Raw genomic sequence first — 17,684 nt, 5'->3', positions numbered from 1 at the left:
AGGTTAGCAGCGCCAGCGGCATGACCGACGCTTCATCCTCTAACCAGCCGCGTCCATGGGTGTGGCTGGTCTGGCTGGCGCTGTTTGTCGGCCTGCCTGCTGTCGTGGCTGGCTGGGAAAGTCGGCGGCAGGTTGTTCATGGCCAGGTCCGCTTCGCCGCCGCTGCGCGCAGCGTCCGGCCACCCAGTCCACCGCCCAAGGTCGAGCCGGTGGCCGTCTATGCGCTGGACGCGGATCGGGCGCGGGCGGTCAATGCCGCCATCCCCTTTTCGCGGCTGCGCAATCCGGCGGCGCGGCCTTTCCTGTTCAGCGGCAGCGAGACGGATCTGGCGCGGGCGGTCGATTGTCTGGCGGCGGCGCAGATTTACGAGGCAGGCGACGATTCGGTAGGGCAACGGGCGGTGGCGCAGGTGGTGCTGAACCGGGTGCGCCATCCTGCTTTCCCCAAGACCGTGTGCGGCGTCGTGTTTCAGGGGCAGGAGCGGACGACGGGCTGCCAATTCACTTTCAGTTGCGACGGCGCGCTGGCGCGCACTCCCTCCCCCGCTGCTTGGGAACGAGCGCGGGGAATCGCCAGGGGCGCGCTGGCGGGCAAGGTGTTTGCGGCGGTCGGCTATGCCACCCATTATCATACCGACTGGGTTGTACCCTATTGGAGCGGGAGCCTGGACAAGCTGACCGCCGTGGGGACGCATCTCTTCTTTCGCTGGCGTGGCTGGTGGGGGACGCCGCCAGCGTTTCGCGCCGGGAGTGCGGCGGGGGAGCCGCTGATCGGCAGGATCGCGCGGCTGTCGGCAGCGCATCATGGTGCCACCGACTTGTTGACGGCGGGATCGCCTGCCCTGTCTGCCACGGGCGCAGCCGCCGATCTCGCGGCACAGCCGCTACAGGCGATTGGCGCGGAGTCGTTGGGCAAGGAGATGGCCGGGGTGCGGCTGGTCGCGGTTGCGCCCGGAGCCAAAAGTTTTCTGGTGGAACTTGGCCGGGACAGCGGCGCGGATAGCTGGCCTGCCATCGCGCAGACATTTTGCGCCGGGCGGGGCGAGTGCCGGATCATGGCGTGGCGGGCGGGCAGCGCACCTGCCGGACTGCCGCTCAATGACAAGCAGATGGAAGCGATGAGCTTCGCCTATATCCACAATGTCGGCAGCGGATTGCAGCGCGCCTTGTGGAATTGCGCCCAGACGCCGCGCGCCGTGAAGGGCGAATGTATGCGCCAGCGCGTACCGACGACTGTTACGACCCAAGCAGGGCTGGCCGGGGTGCGATGGAAGCAACGGTTCGAAACGGTGACGATCTCGCCGGTGCCCAAATCTCCCGTTTCTGGGACCGGGACAGTCCCGGCCGCCAGCCCTTAGGCAAAGACTTATTTCGTCGCGAACTGGCCGGCTTCGGCCTTGAACATATCGCGCGCGAAGGCGCGGACGGCGGTCGCGGTCTTGAATTTTTCGTCCTGGAGCAGCGACGAGGTCAGCGGATAACCCTGCGAATTATAGCGGGTTTCCCGCACGGTCAGGCGGAAATGGCCTTCTTCATCTTTGCTGATCAGGAAGGGACGGATTGCTGCGCGGCTCATAGGGCCTCCTTTTGAATGACAGAAAAAAAGGGGAGTACCAACCGGCGCTCCCCCGACATGATCGATATTTAGCCCACCATATCCGCAACGATCTGCTTGAGCTGGTTCGCGGACAGGGTGCCGCCCGGCGTCAGGCCGGGATGATAAGGGCGCTTCCTGTCGAACAGCGAGAGCGTGGGGCGTGGGCTTCTGGGTGAATGGTTATGCAAAATTATTCCTCGCGGCCAATGCCGCGTAACAAGTGATTTGGGTCCATAGCGGCACCATGCCGGCCATGCGACCATGAGTGTGTCAGCCGCGCGCCATCGGGCGCGACCGGGGACGCTGTCAGCGCCCGCCTTTACGGGCCTTACGGGCCTGATAGCGCGCGTCGCGCGCAGCCTTGCGTTCTTCGTCGGTCAGTTCCGGCTTGATCGCGGCGGCGGCGGCTTCTGCCTCCAGACGCGCGCGCTCCACCTTGGCAGCGCGTTCTTCTTCGCGGGCGAGCTTGGCCAGGCGACGCTTTTCCTGTTCGGCAGCAGCCTTGACCTCTGCCGCAGCGGCGCGTTCGGCAGCCAGCACCGGATCGACCGGGGGCTTGGCGCGCAGCTTGGCCAGCGCCTTGTCACGCGCCTGTGTGGCGAGCGCCCTGCGTTCCTGAAAATCGGGTTCCTTATATTTCAGCATTCGTTCTAATCTGTCCTGCATTGCGCATGATATGAGAGGGATGCGCGACTATTCGCACATCCCGGCTTTCTGAGGCGCGATGGGGGACAAGAGGAGAAGCCGAGGGCAGTCCGATATCCGTCAAAAGGCGACGTAAGCAAAATCCATATAGCAGCTGTTGCAGCAAAAGGGAAGGTGCGGGGAAAAACGGGGCTGTGACTCTGGCGCGGCGGCGGCGCTTACCCCCTTCACAAAGGACTATGCCTGTCCTATATGCGCCCTTCGAAATCCGGTTCAGGCAGCTTTGCGGCATGGCAGGAACCGTCTCCCGAATCGTCCGGGGTACAGGGTCGCATTGCGCACGATCACTGGCAGTATGGGGCGAATTTGGCGGGTTACAAGACGCTGACAGTGCGGTTCGGACAGTCCCGACCCGCACTTTTTTGCGTGGATGCAGGGGTGCGAATCACCCCTTTCCATTCGCGTTCAGGCTGAATTTTCGCTGCGATGCGAAAAATACGCGACGAACGAAGGCAAGGACAACGCATGGCGACCAAGGCTCCCTCCATCAGCAACACCGGCGCAAAGAAGCGCATCAGAAAGGTGTTCGGCGACATCCACGAAGTGGTGCAGATGCCGAACCTGATTGAGGTTCAGCGCGAAAGCTATGAACAGTTCCTGCGGTCGGACCCGTCGATCGGCTATGTGTCGGGCCTGGAAAAGACGCTGCGCAGCGTGTTCCCGATCCGCGATTTCGCCGGCACCGCCGAAATGGATTTCGTCCATTACGAGCTGGAAGACCCGAAATACGACACCGAGGAATGCCGTCAGCGCGGCATCACCTATGCAGCGCCGATGCGCGTTACGCTGCGCCTGATCGTGTTCGAAGTGGATCAGGACACCGAAACCCGTTCGGTTCTGGATATCAAGGAGCAGGACGTCTATATGGGCGACATGCCCCTGATGACGGGCAACGGCACCTTCATCGTCAATGGCACCGAGCGCGTCATCGTCAGCCAGATGCACCGTTCGCCGGGCGTCCTGTTCGACCATGACCGGGGCAAGACCCATTCGTCGGGCAAATATCTGTTCGCCGCGCGCGTCATCCCCTATCGCGGGTCTTGGCTGGACTTCGAGTTCGACGCCAAGGACATCGTCAACGTCCGTATCGACCGCAAGCGCAAGCTGCCGGTCACGGCCCTGCTCTATGCGCTGGGCCTGACCGCCGAGGAAATACTGGGTCACTTCTATAACAAGGTGACCTTCGTTCGCAGCGAAGGCGGCTGGCAGATTCCTTATCTGGCAGAAGCCTGGCGCGGCCTGAAGCCTGCATTCGACATTGTCGATGGCAATTCGGGCGAAGTCGTGTTCGCCGCCGGTCACAAGATCAGCCCCCGCGCCGCCAACAAGGCGGAAAAGGACGGCCTGACCACGCTGCTGATCCCGACCGAGGAAGTCTATGGCCGCTACAGCGCCTATGACTTGATCAACGAAACCACCGGCGAGATTTACATCGAAGCCGGTGACGAAGTGACGCCCGAAAATCTGGAGAAGCTGGACAAGGCGGGCATCGACCGTCTCGAACTGCTCGACATCGACCATGTCGGCACCGGTCCGTGGATCCGCAACACGCTCAAGGCCGACAAGGCCGAAGAGCGCGATCAGGCATTGAGCGACATTTATCGCGTCATGCGCCCCGGCGAGCCGCCGACGAAGGAAACCGCCGAATCGCTGTTCGCGGGCCTCTTCTTCGATCCTGAGCGCTACGACCTGTCGGCGGTTGGCCGCGTGAAGCTGAACATGCGTCTCGACCTGGATGCCGACGACACCGTCACCACGCTGCGGACCGAGGATATCCTGGCCGTCGTCAAGGAACTGGTGAACCTGAAGGACGGCAAGGGCGAAATCGACGATATCGATAACCTCGGCAACCGTCGCGTCCGCTCTGTCGGTGAATTGCTGGAAAACCAGTATCGCGTCGGGCTGCTGCGCATGGAGCGCGCCGTCAAGGAGCGTATGTCGAGCGTCGACGTGTCGACCGTGATGCCCAACGACCTGATCAACGCCAAGCCCGCCGTGGCCGCGGTGCGTGAATTCTTTGGCTCCTCGCAGCTGTCGCAGTTCATGGATCAGACCAATCCGCTGTCGGAAGTCACCCACAAGCGCCGCGTGTCGGCGCTTGGGCCGGGTGGTCTGACGCGCGAACGTGCGGGCTTTGAAGTCCGCGACGTTCACCCGACCCATTATGGCCGTATCTGCCCGATCGAAACGCCCGAAGGCCCGAACATCGGCCTGATCAACTCGCTGGCCACGTTCAGCCGGGTGAACAAGTACGGCTTTATCGAAACGCCCTACCGCAAGGTCATCGACCATAAGGTGACGGACGAGGTCGTGTACCTGTCCGCCATGGAAGAGGCCAAGCACACGATCGCGCAGGCCAACGCCGAAGTCGATGCCGACGGCCATTTCGTCGAGGACCTCATCTCCAGCCGCGAAGCTGGCGAGTTCCTGATGGCGCCGCGCGACCACATCACCCTGATGGACGTCAGCCCCAAGCAGCTGGTGTCGGTTGCCGCATCGCTCATTCCGTTCCTGGAAAACGATGACGCCAACCGCGCGCTGATGGGATCGAACATGCAGCGTCAGGCCGTGCCTCTGGTACGCGCCGAAGCGCCGTTCGTTGGCACCGGCATGGAAGGCACGGTTGCCCGTGACTCCGGCGCGGCGGTCGCGTCCAAGCGGGCGGGCATCGTCGATCAGGTCGATGCGACCCGTATCGTCATCCGCGCCACCGGCGATATTGCGCCGGGCCAGTCGGGCGTGGACATCTACACGCTCCAGAAGTTCCAGCGTTCCAACCAGGACACCTGCATCAACCAGCGTCCGCTGGTGAAGGTCGGCGACCTCATTGAAGCAGGCGACGTCATTGCCGATGGTCCCTCGACCGAATTTGGCGAGCTGGCGCTGGGCCGCAACACGCTCGTCGCGTTCATGCCCTGGAATGGCTACAACTATGAAGACTCCATCCTGATCTCCGAGCGGATCGTGAAGGATGACGTGTTCACCTCGATCCATATCGAGGAGTTTGAAGTCATGGCCCGCGACACCAAGCTGGGGCCAGAGGACATCACCCGCGATATTCCGAACGTCGGCGAGGAAGCGCTGCGCAACCTCGACGAGGCGGGCATCGTCTATATCGGCGCCGAAGTGGAGCCCGGCGATATCCTGGTCGGCAAGATCACCCCCAAGGGTGAATCGCCGATGACCCCGGAAGAAAAGCTGCTCCGCGCGATCTTCGGTGAAAAGGCGTCCGACGTGCGTGACACGTCGCTGCGTCTGCCGCCGGGCGTTGCCGGGACGGTCGTTGAAGTGCGCGTGTTCAACCGCCACGGCATCGACAAGGACGAGCGCGCCATGGCGATCGAGCGGGAGGAAATCGACCGCCTGGCCAAGGATCGCGAGGACGAACGCGCCATCCTGAACCGTGCGACCTTCAACCGCCTTCAGGAAATGCTGATCGGCCAGACCGCCACAGCCGCGCCCAAGGGCGTGCGCAAGGGTGTCGAAATCGACGAGGCTCTGCTGGGCGAAGTCGAGCGTCATGAATGGTGGAAATTCGCGGTGGCGGACGATGTCCGTCAGGCGGGCATCGAAGCCGTCAAGGCGCAATATGACGAAGCGGTGAAGATCATCGTCGACAAGTTCGAGGATCGCGTCGACAAGCTGCAGCGTGGCGACGAACTGCCGCCGGGCGTGCTGAAGATGGTCAAGGTGTTCGTCGCGGTGAAGCGCAAGCTGCAACCGGGCGACAAGATGGCCGGCCGTCACGGGAACAAGGGCGTCATTTCGCGCATCCTGCCGGTCGAGGACATGCCGTTCCTGGAAGATGGCACCCATGTCGACATCGTGCTCAACCCGCTGGGTGTGCCGTCGCGCATGAATGTCGGGCAGATCTTCGAAACGCATCTGGGCTGGGCTGCCCGTGGCCTTGGCCAGCAGCTCAAGCACGCGCTGGAAGAATGGCGCGAGGCCAATCCCAACCCGTCGGCGGGCGACATGCCCGACGCGGTCAAGGACCGGCTGCTGACCGCTTATGGTCCGCAATATGCCGCCGAGATCGAAGCGCGGACGCCCGAACAGATCATCGATCTGGCCGAGCATCTGGAACGCGGCGTGCCGATGGCGACGCCGGTGTTCGACGGCGCGCGGGAAGCCGACGTATCGACCATGCTGGAGCTGGCGGGGCTGCATTCGTCGGGTCAGAGCGACCTGTTCGACGGCCGCACCGGCGACAAGTTCGACCGCAAGGTCACGGTCGGCATCATCTATATGTTGAAGCTGCATCACCTTGTCGACGACAAGATCCATGCCCGCTCGATCGGTCCCTACTCGCTCGTTACCCAGCAGCCGCTGGGTGGTAAGGCGCAGTTCGGTGGCCAGCGCTTCGGGGAAATGGAGGTCTGGGCGCTCCAGGCCTATGGCGCCGCCTATACGTTGCAGGAAATGCTGACGGTGAAGTCCGATGACGTGGTCGGCCGCACCAAGGTCTATGAAGCGATCGTCAAGGGCGACGATACGTTCGAAGCGGGTATCCCCGAAAGCTTCAACGTTCTCGTCAAGGAAATGCGCTCGCTGGGTCTGAACGTCGAGCTGAACACGCTCGACGAGATTCCAGAGGACGAAGGCGGCTTCGCGGCAGCGGCGGAATAAGGGATTTGCGGGCGTCGCTCACGAGCGACGCCCCTGCCCCGTCCCGCACCAGAATTTTGCCCTCATGAGGGAATGAAAAATGAACGAACTGACCAACTTCGCCAATCCGGTCGCCAAGACCGAGACATTCGACCAGATCCAGATCGGCCTTGCCTCGCCTGAGCGCATCCGGTCCTGGTCCTTCGGCGAGATCAAGAAGCCCGAAACCATCAACTATCGCACGTTCAAGCCTGAACGTGACGGCCTGTTCTGCGCGCGCATCTTTGGCCCGATCAAGGATTATGAATGCCTGTGCGGCAAGTATAAGCGCATGAAATATAAGGGCATCGTCTGCGAAAAGTGCGGTGTCGAAGTTACGGTGAGCAAGGTGCGCCGCGAGCGCATGGGCCATATCGAACTGGCCGCACCGGTTGCGCATATCTGGTTCCTGAAGTCGCTGCCTTCGCGCATCGGCCTGCTGCTCGACATGCAGTTGAAGCAGCTGGAGCGCGTCCTTTATTTCGAGAGCTATATCGTTATCGAGCCGGGCCTGACCCCGCTGGAGAAGTATCAGCTTCTGAACGAGGACGAACTGCTCGACGCGCAGGACGAATATGGCGAGGACGCCTTCTCCGCCGGGATCGGCGCCGAAGCGGTCAAGCAGATGCTGATGGATCTCGACCTTGAGGGCGAGAAGCAGGTTCTGCTTGAGGAACTGGCGACGACCAAGTCGGAGCTGAAGCCCAAGAAGATCATCAAGCGTTTGAAGGTCGTGGAAAGCTTCATCGATTCGGGCAACCGCCCCGAATGGATGATCCTGGACGTCGTGCCCGTCATCCCGCCAGAGCTGCGCCCGCTGGTGCCGCTGGACGGTGGCCGTTTCGCGACGTCGGATCTCAACGATCTCTATCGCCGCGTGATCAACCGTAACAACCGTTTGAAGCGGCTGATGGAACTGCGCGCGCCGGACATCATCGTCCGCAACGAAAAGCGCATGTTGCAGGAAGCGGTCGACGCCCTGTTCGACAATGGCCGTCGCGGCCGTGTCATCACCGGTGCCAACAAGCGTCCTCTGAAGTCGCTGTCCGACATGCTCAAGGGCAAGCAGGGCCGCTTCCGCCAGAACCTTCTGGGCAAGCGCGTCGATTATTCGGGTCGTTCGGTCATCGTCACCGGTCCTGAGCTGAAGCTGCACCAGTGCGGCCTGCCCAAGAAGATGGCGCTCGAACTGTTCAAGCCGTTCATCTACGCGCGTCTGGATGCCAAGGGTCTGTCCATGACCCTGAAGCAGGCCAAGAAGTGGGTCGAGAAGGAGCGCAAGGAAGTCTGGGACATCCTGGACGAGGTGATCCGCGAGCATCCCGTGATGCTAAACCGCGCGCCGACGCTTCACCGCCTGGGCATCCAGGCGTTCGAACCCGTGCTGATCGAGGGCAAGGCGATCCAGCTTCACCCGCTGGTCTGCTCCGCTTTCAACGCCGACTTTGACGGTGACCAGATGGCCGTCCACGTTCCGCTGAGCCTGGAAGCCCAGCTGGAAGCGCGCGTGCTGATGATGTCCACCAACAACATCCTGTCGCCAGCGAACGGCAAGCCGATCATCGTGCCGTCGCAGGACATGGTGCTGGGCATCTATTATCTGTCGATGGAGCGCGAAGGCGAGCCGGGCGAAGGCATGTTGCTGAGCGACATGCAGGAAGTGCATCAGGCGCTGTTCACCAAGTCGGTGACGCTGCACAGCAAGATCATCAGCCGCGTGCCGCAGACCGACGAGGCGGGCAACAGCTACCTCAAGCGTTATGAGACCACGCCGGGCCGCATGTTGCTGGGCGAATGTCTGCCGCAGAACCACAAGGTTCCGTTCGATGTCGTCAACCGCCTGCTGACCAAGAAGGACGTCGGCGACGTGATCGACGAGGTCTATCGTCACACCGGCCAGAAGGACACGGTGCTGTTTGCCGATGCCATCATGGCGCTGGGCTTCCGCCATGCGTTCCAGGCGGGCATTTCGTTCGGCAAGGACGACATGGTCATCCCCGACAGCAAGGTGACTTTGGTTGACGAGACCAAGGCGCTGGTGGCCGACTATGAGCAGCAATATCAGGACGGCCTGATCACCCAGCAGGAAAAGTACAATAAGGTGATCGACGCCTGGTCGGGTTGCGGCGATCGTGTCGCCAACGCGATGATGGACGAAATCCGCGCCCAGCCCAAGGACCCGCAGACCGGCCGCCTGGCGCAGATCAACTCGATCTACATGATGGCGCACTCCGGTGCGCGTGGTTCGCAGGCGCAGATGAAGCAGCTTGCGGGTATGCGCGGCCTGATGGCCAAGCCGTCGGGCGAGATCATCGAAACGCCGATCATCTCCAACTTCAAGGAAGGCCTGACCGTCCTTGAATATTTCAACTCCACCCACGGCGCCCGCAAGGGTCTGGCCGACACCGCGCTCAAGACGGCGAATTCGGGTTACCTGACCCGCCGTCTGGTCGACGTGTCGCAGGATTGCACGATCGTTGAGGAAGATTGCGGCACCGACCGCGCGCTGGAGATGAAGGCGATCGTGCAGGGCGGTTCCACCATCGCCTCGCTGGGCGAACGCATCCTGGGCCGCACCACTGCGCAGGACATTGTCGACAGCAAGGACGGCACCGTCATCATCCCGATCGGCACGTTGCTGGACGAGCCGATGATCGCCAAGATCGAGGCGATCGGCACGCAGGCGGTGAAGATCCGCAGCCCTCTCATCTGCGAAAGCAAGATGGGCGTGTGCGGCAAATGCTACGGTCGTGACCTGGCCCGCGGAACGCCGGTCAATATCGGTGAAGCGGTCGGCGTCATCGCGGCGCAGTCCATCGGTGAACCTGGCACCCAGCTGACGATGCGGACCTTCCACATCGGCGGCGCGGCGCAGCTCAATGAAACGTCGAACCTGGAAGCGATTGCCGATGGGACGCTGGAACTGCGCGACATGCCGACGATCACGGACAGCCGTGGCCGCCGCCTGTCGCTCGCCCGCAACGGCGAACTGGCGATCATCGACAATGAAGGTCGCGAACGCGCGGTGCATCGCCTGCCTTATGGTGCGACCATTCTCTTTGAGAATAACGCCCCCGTGAAGCAGGGCGACCGGATCGCCGAATGGGATCCCTTCACCATGCCGGTGATCACCGAACGTCCGGGCATCGTCAAATATGTCGACCTGATCGACAGCAAGACGCTGACCGAGCAGACCGACGAAGCGACGGGCATTTCCCAGAAGGTCGTCACCGAGCATCGTGGCTCCAGCCGCACCAAGGAGGATCTGCGTCCGCGCCTGACCCTGCTGGACGATGGTTCGGGCGAAGCGGCCCGCTACATGCTGGCCGTGGGCGCGATGCTTTCGGTCGAGGATGGTCAGACGGTGCAGGCCGGTGACGTGCTGGCGCGTGTCAGCCGCGAAGCCGCCAAGACCCGCGACATTACGGGCGGTCTGCCGCGCGTGGCCGAGCTGTTCGAGGCACGCAAGCCCAAGGACAACGCTATCATCGCCAAGGTGTCGGGCCGCGTCCAGTTCCTCAAGGACTATAAGGCAAAGCGCAAGATCGCCATCAATCCTGAAGATGGCGGTGAACCGGTCGAATATCTGATCCCCAAGAGCAAGGTGATCGACGTTCAGGAAGGCGACTATGTCAAGCGTGGCGACAATCTGATCGGCGGTTCGCCCGATCCGCACGACATTCTGGAAGTTCTCGGCATCGAGCCGTTGGCCGAATATCTGGTCGCGGAAATCCAGGAAGTCTATCGCTTGCAGGGCGTGAAGATCAACGACAAGCATATCGAGACGATCGTTCGTCAGATGTTGCAGAAGGTCGAGATCATCGAGTCCGGCGACACCACGCTGCTGGTGGGCGAGCAGGTCGATCGCGAGGAAATGGACGAGATCAACGCCAAGCTGGCGCCGGGCTTCCTGCCTGCTGCCGGCAAGCCGGTGCTGCTGGGCATCACCAAGGCCTCGCTCCAGACGCGCTCCTTCATCTCGGCGGCGTCCTTCCAGGAAACCACCCGCGTCCTCACGGAAGCGGCGGTTCAGGGCAAGAAGGACACGCTGGTTGGCCTGAAGGAAAACGTCATCGTGGGCCGTCTGATCCCGGCAGGCACGGGCGCGGGCATGAACCGCCTGCGCGTCGCCGCCTCCTCGCGGGACGCAGCAATGCGCGCCGCGCTGCGGGCGTCGAGCCAGGTCGACCTGATCGCGCCAGCCAGTGCGGCAGCCGAACATGCCGCCGAACTGCGCCAGGGACCGGAAGCCGCGATTGGCGACGATCCGCTGGGGGCCGTGCAGGGTGAAGATTTCACCACGCAGGACATGGACTGACATTTTGAAAGCGCGGGAGCCGTTTCCTACATGGGGAATGGCTCCCAAGCGCGTTGCCCATGATCGGGCAATGCCAATGCCCGCCGGATGCGTTTGACGCGCCGGCGGGCTTTTCTTTTTGCGGCATCTTTTGGGCTAAAATGCTCTTGACCTGCCCCCTGCCCCCGCCTATTTGCGGCCTCCCAAGCGCATGGCGCTAAGGATTGATGCCCGATCCTCTAATGGTAAGAGAGCGGACTCTGACTCCGTCAATCAAGGTTCGAGTCCTTGTCGGGCATCCATTAATCATCCATGCGATGCGGCTGATTTCTGCTATTCGTGCACGCATAGCCCTTGATCAGGCCGCAATCAGGCTGGGCACCGCCAAATCGGCCTCATGTTCGCGCGCCTTGCCCAACTCATAGCGGGCCTGCATCCGCATCAGCGTCTCAGCCTTCACGCCAAAAGCATGCTCGAAACGGATAGCCATGTCGGCCGAGAGCGCCGCCCGCCCGTTCAGAAGCGAGCTGATGGATTGCCGACTGACGCCGAAGGCCTGGGCCAGATTGTTGATCGAAACACCATGTGCCTCGACAATTTCCGTCTTGAGCCACTCACCGGCATGGATCGCGAACGAGGAATGAACCTTGATAGCCATCAGTGATAATCCTCCAGGTCCAGATCGGTGACGGCACCCTGCTCATTGATCGAAAAGGTCAGCCGCCAATTGCGCGTCACTGTCATCGCCCAAGTTCCGGCACGATCGCCGGTCATGGGATGAAGCCCGTAATTCGGTGGCGTCGAAAGTTCGTCCAGCGTGTCTGCGTCGATGATGAAGTTGATCATCCTGAACAGACGGTCGACCAAATCACCCGGCAGTCCTTTGGGCTTGCCAGTTTCGACAAACCGTCGGAGCGCCTTGTGGCTGATGCTCTCGATCTCCATGGATGGAAAGTATCGCTTTACATATAAATGTCAAGCATTGCTTTACATTCACGCGATGCGGACCGCTCCCTCACGCATCATCGTGCGGGTAATGTTCCTCCACGCGGCGTTGGGCGTCGGCCAGTTCGATTTCACCGATCAGCAAGGCCGCGTCACCCGTGGTGAAGCCGCTGGCTGCGTCGATGATGCCGCTCTGGCTGAAACGGCCGATAAAATTCTCGAACCGATCAAGGGCTGCGCGGACGTCGCTGGTCATGCCTGTCTCTCCCGTTATGCGGTGGCGGGGTAGAGCATATACGGCGCGCCGGACTTTGCCAGCCTATCGCATCATCCCCAGCGCCACCGCCTCCGCCACCTTGATGCCGTCGATCGCCGCCGACAGGATGCCGCCCGCATAGCCCGCGCCTTCGCCTGCCGGATAGAGCCCAGCGACGTTGAGGCTCTGGAAATCCTTGCCGCGGGTGATGCGGATGGGGGAGGATGTGCGGGTTTCCACGCCGGTCATGACCGCGTCCGGGTGGTCGTAATGGCTGATCTGGCGACCGAAAGCGGGAAGCGCCTCACGGATGGCGTCCACAACATAGTCGGGCAGGCAAAGCGACAGGTCGGTGGGGGTGACGCCCGGCTTGTAGGAGGGGACGACCTCTCCCAGCGCGGTGGACGGACGACCGGCCATGAAGTCGCCCACGGTCTGACCCGGCGCGAAATAGGAGGCACCGCCCGCGACAAAGGCAGCCGATTCCCAGCGGCGTTGCAACTCGATCCCCGCCAGCGGTCCGTCGGGATAGTCGCGGGCGGGGTCGATGCCGACCACCAGCCCTGAATTGGCGTTAAATTCGGCGCGGCTATATTGGCTCATGCCGTTGGTGACGACGCGCCCTTCCTCCGACGTGGCGGCGACGACACGGCCACCGGGGCACATGCAGAAGCTGTAGACGGTGCGGCCATTGGCGCAGTGATGGGCCAGGCTGTAGGAGGCTGCGCCCAGATCCGGGTGGCCCGCGCATTGGCCATAGCGGGCGCGATCGACCCAGCTTTGCGGATGTTCGATCCGCACGCCGATCGAGAAAGGCTTGGCTTCGATATGGACGCCGCGGGCATGCAGCATCTCGAAGGTCGGGCGGGCGCTATGGCCGACAGCGAGGACGACATGGTCGGCTTCGAGGAAGCTGCCGTCTTGTAAATGGAGGCCGCGCAGCTTTTGCGTGCCGTCGCCTGCTGGCTCCAGCGCGATGTCATCGACACGGGTTTGCCAGCGATATTCGCCGCCCAGCGCCTCGATCTGGCGGCGCATGGATTCGACCATGGTGACGAGGCGGAAGGTGCCGATATGGGGGTGGGCTTCCCATAATATGTCGTCAGGCGCACCCGCGGCGACAAACTCCTCCAGCACCTTGCGGCCCAGAAAGCGGGGGTCTTTGACCCGGCAATAGAGTTTGCCGTCGGAGAAGGTGCCTGCCCCGCCTTCGCCGAACTGGACGTTGGAATCGGGGTTCAGCTCGGCGCGGCGCCACAGCCCCCATGTGTCCTTGGTGCGTTCGCGCACCACCTTGCCGCGATCAAGGATGATCGGGCGGAATCCCATTTGCGCGAGGATGAGGCCCGCGAACAGGCCGCATGGTCCTGCGCCGATGACGACCGGACGCCGCGCCGGGCCGCCTTCAGGGGCATGGGTGACGAACTTATAGCTGGTGTCGGGCGTGGGGCGCACATCCTTGTCCCCGGCGAAGCGGGTAAGGATGGCGGGTTCATCCGTTGCGGCAATGTCGAACGTATAGACAAGCTGGATCGCGCTGCGCCGGCGGGCGTCATTGCCGCGCCGGACGAGACTGTGGGACAGAAGATCGGACGCGGCGATGCCCAGCCGGGCGCAGATGGCGGCGGGGATCGCCTCGGCAGGGTGGTCGAGCGGGAGTTGCAGGCCGGAGAGACGGATCATGGACGGGCTGTAGAGGATGTGGCTGGATAAGAAAACCGTCCGCCTTGGACAGAAGCCTGCTCCCTCATTTAATCCGTTCGGGCTGAGCTTGTCGAAGCCCCGTCCTTCTTCCCGGAAGAAAAGGACTACCCTTCGACAGGCTCAGGGCGAACGGGGTTTAGGTCGTGCGGCGCTGGCCCATGATCCATTCGCCCGCCAATGCGGCTATCATGCTGAGACCGGTCAGCGGGAAGAGCAGGCCGATCAGCAGCATCAGCCCTACAACCATGCGCTGTGCGGTGGGGCTGGCGGCGGGTGGCGGGGTGAGGCGTCCCTGTTGCCGTCGCTTCCACCACAAGACCGGCGCGGTCAGACAGAGGAGCAGGAGGCAGAGGCAGCCCGCCAACATCAGCAGGCGGTTGGCCTCGCCATATTGCTGGCCCTGATGGGTGGCGATGCCCCATTCGACGGCCTGCGCGCCGGGACCGAACATGCGCCAGTCCATATCCTGCACCACCGCGCCGGATGCGGCATCGATGGTGATGGCGCGAGCGTCCTGCGCTTGTGTTACGATGGACGCGGCCAGATAGGGCGCGCCGGGGGTGGCGGGGAGGATCAGCTGGACGCCACCGATGCCGCGCATAGTGGCGAGGCGGAGCGCTTCGTCGACGCCGATGTCGCCGGTCCTGCCCGCTGCCGCGCCGCCTTCGCGCAATGTCCAGGGCAGCGCCTCCTTCGCTGGCGTACTCCAGGGGATCACTGCCATTTTCGGGCGGCCCCAGTCATTGGCGGCGACCACGGCGCGCAGCCCCCCGCCCCACACGTCCGTCCATGGCATCCCGGTGACGGCCAGAAACAGGATGACGCCGGCGGACAGGAAACCCAGCGTGCCGTGAAGGTCACGCCAGAAGAGGCGACCCGATGCCCGACCGCGGATCGCCAGGGCGGGCTGGCCGCGCCGGGGCCAGCGCAGATAGAGGCCGGTGATGCAGAGCAGGATCGCCCAGCCTGCGACCACCTCCACCAGACGGTTGCCAACCGGGCCGGTGAGCGCGAGGCTGTGCAGATCCTTGATGACCTTCATGCCGCCGCCGCCGCGCATCTGACCCAATATCCGGCCATTGCGGGGATCGACGAAATGGACCGTGGATGGGCCAGCATCCGCCTTTGTCATCACCCGCCAGCTTTCCGACGGGCTGGCGGGGCGGACGATCTGGGTCGCCTGCGCGCCTGTCGCCTCCTCCACCGTCGCGATCAGGCGTGATGGCGGGAGAGACGAGGCCGATGGCGCATCCGAAAAATGCACCGGATAGAGCATCGCCTCTATCTCCGGCTTGTAGAGATAGAGCGCGCCCGTCACCGCCATCAGCGCCAGGATGGGCAGGACGATGAGACCGGCGTAGAAATGCCAGCGCCACATTGCCCGGTAAAAGCCTGTATCGTTCATCGTCCTGCCCCCGGATCAGAAACGCGCGCGCACGCCGCCATAGATGGCGCGGCGTTCGAGCGGGTAGAAGGCGACGCTGCCTTCGTCCGCCGCCGTGGCCGCGACGTCGGGCGTGTAGCGGACCAGTGCGCTGATGTCGCCGATCGCACGCTTCTGCGTCAGGTTGCGCGCGTCGAGGAACAGGGTGACGCCATCGCTGACCTTGGCCTGTGCGCCCAGATTGAGTAGCGCATAGCTGCCGACCCGCTTGCTGTTGACATAATCGACCCACGCGCCCTGCGGCAGCCATTCGACCGAGGGCGACAGGCTGAGCCGGTCGGTGCCGAGCCTGAGTTGCGCGCGATAGAAGTGGCGCGGCACCACGGGCAGGCGATTGTCGCCATAGATGGCGTCGTTGCGGAAGCGGAAATCGCTATATTGATAGACTTGGCGGAGCGATGCCCAGGGGGTGAAGCGGAGGTCCAACCCGGCTTCGACGCCCTGATGGCGGGTCTTGTCCGCGTTGAAGGTCGCGGCGGGAATGACGCCGGGAACGACACTATATTGCAGCATCTCGCCCCTTATGTCGGCGCGGTAGAGGCTGATGTCCCAGGATGCGATGCCGATGCGGCCACGCGTGCCGATTTCCGCCGTCCATGCCTTTTGCGCGCCGACCGGGGTGAAACCGGGTGCGCCGCCTGCCGGGGTTTGGCTCAATTCACTATAGCCGGGCAGTTCGACCGAGCGGTTGTAATTGGCGTAGAATTGCGGGGCGTCGTCGGGCTGGTAGAGCAAGCCGATCTTGGGCGAGAAGGCATCGAAGCTGGCGTCGCCGCTGCGTTGCGGGGCGAAGCGGTTGTCGATCAGCCGTTCGCCATGGGTGTAGACGCCGCCTGCGATCAGCCACAGGCCGGGCGTGGGGGCTACACGGACTTCGCCATAGCTGTTGATCGTCTGGGCGCGCACTCTGGCATAGGCGGTCGGCGCGCCGGATTGGCCCGCGATATTGACGAACTGGCGCGCCGTCCCCTTACCGAAGCGCGCCTGACTGCCCAGCGTCACCTCCACCGGCACACCGCCCAGATCGCCCGCCAGATCGAGGCTGGCGAAAGCGCCGCGATCTTCCGATTTCTGGTCGATGACCTGAAAGATGGGATGGAAGAGCTGCTTGGCGCTGTAATGGACGCCGACCACCAGTTGGCCGCTGCCGAGTTGGATCGTGGTGCGGTTTTGCAGGCGGATCGAATCGATGTCGCGCGCCTGATCGCCGGTGAAATTGCCCTTGGTCGGATCGGTCAGGACGGATTTTTCGCTGAGCGACCCGGACAGTTTCTGGCGGATCGTCTGGGCGCTGGCATAGAAGCGGGTTTCGATCCGGTCGCTGATCTTGAGGCCCACATTGCCGTTCAAGCGATAGGATTTTCGCTTGCCATGGTCGCGGTCGCCATCCGATCGGTCGCTGGTGATCGCGGCAAAGGCATCGCCGGTTTCGTTGGCATAGCCATAGGCGGCCTTGGTGCGGATGGTGTCGAAGCTGCCGCCATCGACGCGCAGTTCGACGCCCGGCGCACTGCGTCCGGTCGGCGTCACCGCGTTGATCGCGCCGCCCAGCGTCGATCCGCCAAAGCGCAGAGCGTTGCCGCCGCGATAGACTTCGAGATGCTGAAAGACTTGCGGGTCCAGTTCCTGAAAGTCGCCATTGTCATCGGCCATGTTGATCGGGATGCCATCCTGCAACAGGGTCAGGCCGCGCATGTGGAAGCCGCGCGACAGGCCGGACCCGCGAATGGAGATGCGGACCTCCTGCCCGAAGCGCGGCTGGGTATAGACGCCGGGGGAGAAGGTCAGCGCGTCGCGCAGGGAGACGGCGAGTTTGTTTTCATAATCTTCGGCGGCCACGACATCGACACCGCCGGGGGTGCGCTGGACGCGGGTGGCGGCTTGCTCGGCAAGCGCGCTGGCGGTGACGATGATGCGGCTTTGGTCAGGAGCTTCGTTGGCGAAGGCGGGGACGGCGGACAGAACGCAGGCGATAGCGCACAGCGACGCGCTGCGTGTTGCATGGGTGATACGCATGGATTTTAACCTATTGATATAGTGTTTTTTGTCCTGACTTTATTCGGTCAGGATGGGGCCGGGGAAATTGCGT

The 17,684-nt window shown here is 63.0% G+C and carries 12 protein-coding genes and 1 tRNA gene; 4 read left to right on the top strand and 9 right to left on the bottom strand.

Annotated features, from left to right (window positions below; genetic code table 11):
• Positions 1-20: 20 nt before the first annotated feature.
• Entirely contained in the window at positions 21-1,358 is a 1,338-nt protein-coding gene (locus tag ACODSR_RS09760) for a cell wall hydrolase (protein ID WP_489075961.1), read from the top strand.
• An 8-nt stretch (positions 1,359-1,366) separates the two neighbouring features.
• Here ACODSR_RS09760 and ACODSR_RS09755 read toward each other — a convergent pair whose 3' ends face one another.
• From ACODSR_RS09755 to ACODSR_RS09745, 3 genes are all read right to left on the bottom strand, one after another.
• On the bottom strand, positions 1,367-1,576 hold the full coding sequence (locus ACODSR_RS09755; RefSeq protein WP_006950609.1) for a hypothetical protein: 210 nt from the start codon (positions 1,574-1,576) through the stop codon (positions 1,367-1,369).
• A gap of 68 nt (positions 1,577-1,644) precedes the next feature.
• Entirely contained in the window at positions 1,645-1,785 is a 141-nt protein-coding gene (locus tag ACODSR_RS09750; protein ID WP_294132692.1) for a hypothetical protein, read from the bottom strand.
• Positions 1,786-1,903: 118 nt separating this feature from the next.
• Positions 1,904-2,242 carry a DUF6481 family protein gene (locus tag ACODSR_RS09745; RefSeq protein ID WP_489075959.1) on the bottom strand — a complete coding sequence of 113 codons (339 nt, stop codon included), beginning with the start codon at positions 2,240-2,242 and terminating at the stop codon, positions 1,904-1,906.
• Between the two features lie 525 nt (positions 2,243-2,767).
• Between ACODSR_RS09745 and rpoB the strand changes: the two genes are divergently transcribed.
• From rpoB to ACODSR_RS09730, 3 genes are all read left to right on the top strand, one after another.
• A complete protein-coding gene (gene rpoB / locus ACODSR_RS09740) occupies positions 2,768-6,931 on the top strand; it encodes a DNA-directed RNA polymerase subunit beta (protein ID WP_489075957.1) in 4,164 nt (1,387 codons plus the stop codon).
• Positions 6,932-7,010: 79 nt separating this feature from the next.
• Positions 7,011-11,267: a DNA-directed RNA polymerase subunit beta' gene (gene rpoC, locus ACODSR_RS09735; protein WP_489075955.1), complete on the top strand. Its 4,257-nt coding sequence runs from the start codon at positions 7,011-7,013 to the stop codon at positions 11,265-11,267.
• Positions 11,268-11,474: 207 nt separating this feature from the next.
• Positions 11,475-11,548 (top strand) — tRNA-Gln (locus ACODSR_RS09730).
• A gap of 56 nt (positions 11,549-11,604) precedes the next feature.
• Here ACODSR_RS09730 and ACODSR_RS09725 read toward each other — a convergent pair.
• The 6 genes from ACODSR_RS09725 to ACODSR_RS09700 all read right to left on the bottom strand — a co-directional run bounded on the left by ACODSR_RS09725 (position 11,605) and on the right by ACODSR_RS09700 (position 17,611).
• Positions 11,605-11,904, bottom strand: coding sequence for a HigA family addiction module antitoxin (locus tag ACODSR_RS09725; RefSeq protein ID WP_489075953.1), 300 nt, complete (start codon positions 11,902-11,904; stop codon positions 11,605-11,607).
• Positions 11,904-12,191 (bottom strand): type II toxin-antitoxin system RelE/ParE family toxin, encoded by a 288-nt coding sequence (locus tag ACODSR_RS09720; RefSeq protein ID WP_489075951.1) that lies wholly within the window; start codon positions 12,189-12,191, stop codon positions 11,904-11,906. The genes ACODSR_RS09725 and ACODSR_RS09720 overlap by 1 nt, the downstream gene beginning before the upstream one ends.
• 70 nt (positions 12,192-12,261) lie before the next feature.
• The gene (locus ACODSR_RS09715; RefSeq protein ID WP_489075949.1) at positions 12,262-12,447 is read right to left on the bottom strand and encodes a hypothetical protein; all 186 of its coding nucleotides are present in this window, start codon (positions 12,445-12,447) and stop codon (positions 12,262-12,264) included.
• 63 nt (positions 12,448-12,510) lie between these two features.
• Positions 12,511-14,130 carry an NAD(P)/FAD-dependent oxidoreductase gene (locus tag ACODSR_RS09710; RefSeq protein WP_489075947.1) on the bottom strand — a complete coding sequence of 540 codons (1,620 nt, stop codon included), beginning with the start codon at positions 14,128-14,130 and terminating at the stop codon, positions 12,511-12,513.
• Positions 14,131-14,287: 157 nt separating this feature from the next.
• Complete coding sequence (locus tag ACODSR_RS09705; RefSeq protein WP_489075946.1) at positions 14,288-15,556, bottom strand: PepSY-associated TM helix domain-containing protein; 1,269 nt, start codon at positions 15,554-15,556, stop codon at positions 14,288-14,290.
• 15 nt (positions 15,557-15,571) lie between these two features.
• Positions 15,572-17,611: a TonB-dependent receptor family protein gene (locus ACODSR_RS09700; RefSeq protein WP_489075944.1), complete on the bottom strand. Its 2,040-nt coding sequence runs from the start codon at positions 17,609-17,611 to the stop codon at positions 15,572-15,574.
• Between the last annotated feature and the right edge of the window lie 73 nt (positions 17,612-17,684).

This window comes from Sphingobium sp. FG125, from assembly GCF_057809795.1.
The sequence above is the reverse complement of the archived record's forward strand: the minus strand, read 5'-3'. Positions and strand labels throughout refer to the sequence as shown.

What these genes read in the sequence shown, in the direction of transcription:
- ACODSR_RS09760 (WP_489075961.1), top strand. Translation starts at nt 21, where the DNA reads ATGACCGACGCTTCATCCTCTAACCAGCCGCGTCCATGGGTGTGGCTG.
- ACODSR_RS09755 (WP_006950609.1), bottom strand. Translation starts at nt 1,576, where the DNA reads ATGAGCCGCGCAGCAATCCGTCCCTTCCTGATCAGCAAAGATGAAGAA.
- ACODSR_RS09745 (WP_489075959.1), bottom strand. Translation starts at nt 2,242, where the DNA reads ATGCTGAAATATAAGGAACCCGATTTTCAGGAACGCAGGGCGCTCGCC.
- rpoB (WP_489075957.1), top strand. Translation starts at nt 2,768, where the DNA reads ATGGCGACCAAGGCTCCCTCCATCAGCAACACCGGCGCAAAGAAGCGC.
- rpoC (WP_489075955.1), top strand. Translation starts at nt 7,011, where the DNA reads ATGAACGAACTGACCAACTTCGCCAATCCGGTCGCCAAGACCGAGACA.
- ACODSR_RS09725 (WP_489075953.1), bottom strand. Translation starts at nt 11,904, where the DNA reads ATGGCTATCAAGGTTCATTCCTCGTTCGCGATCCATGCCGGTGAGTGG.
- ACODSR_RS09720 (WP_489075951.1), bottom strand. Translation starts at nt 12,191, where the DNA reads ATGGAGATCGAGAGCATCAGCCACAAGGCGCTCCGACGGTTTGTCGAA.
- ACODSR_RS09715 (WP_489075949.1), bottom strand. Translation starts at nt 12,447, where the DNA reads ATGACCAGCGACGTCCGCGCAGCCCTTGATCGGTTCGAGAATTTTATC.
- ACODSR_RS09710 (WP_489075947.1), bottom strand. Translation starts at nt 14,130, where the DNA reads ATGATCCGTCTCTCCGGCCTGCAACTCCCGCTCGACCACCCTGCCGAG.
- ACODSR_RS09705 (WP_489075946.1), bottom strand. Translation starts at nt 15,556, where the DNA reads ATGAACGATACAGGCTTTTACCGGGCAATGTGGCGCTGGCATTTCTAC.
- ACODSR_RS09700 (WP_489075944.1), bottom strand. Translation starts at nt 17,611, where the DNA reads ATGCGTATCACCCATGCAACACGCAGCGCGTCGCTGTGCGCTATCGCC.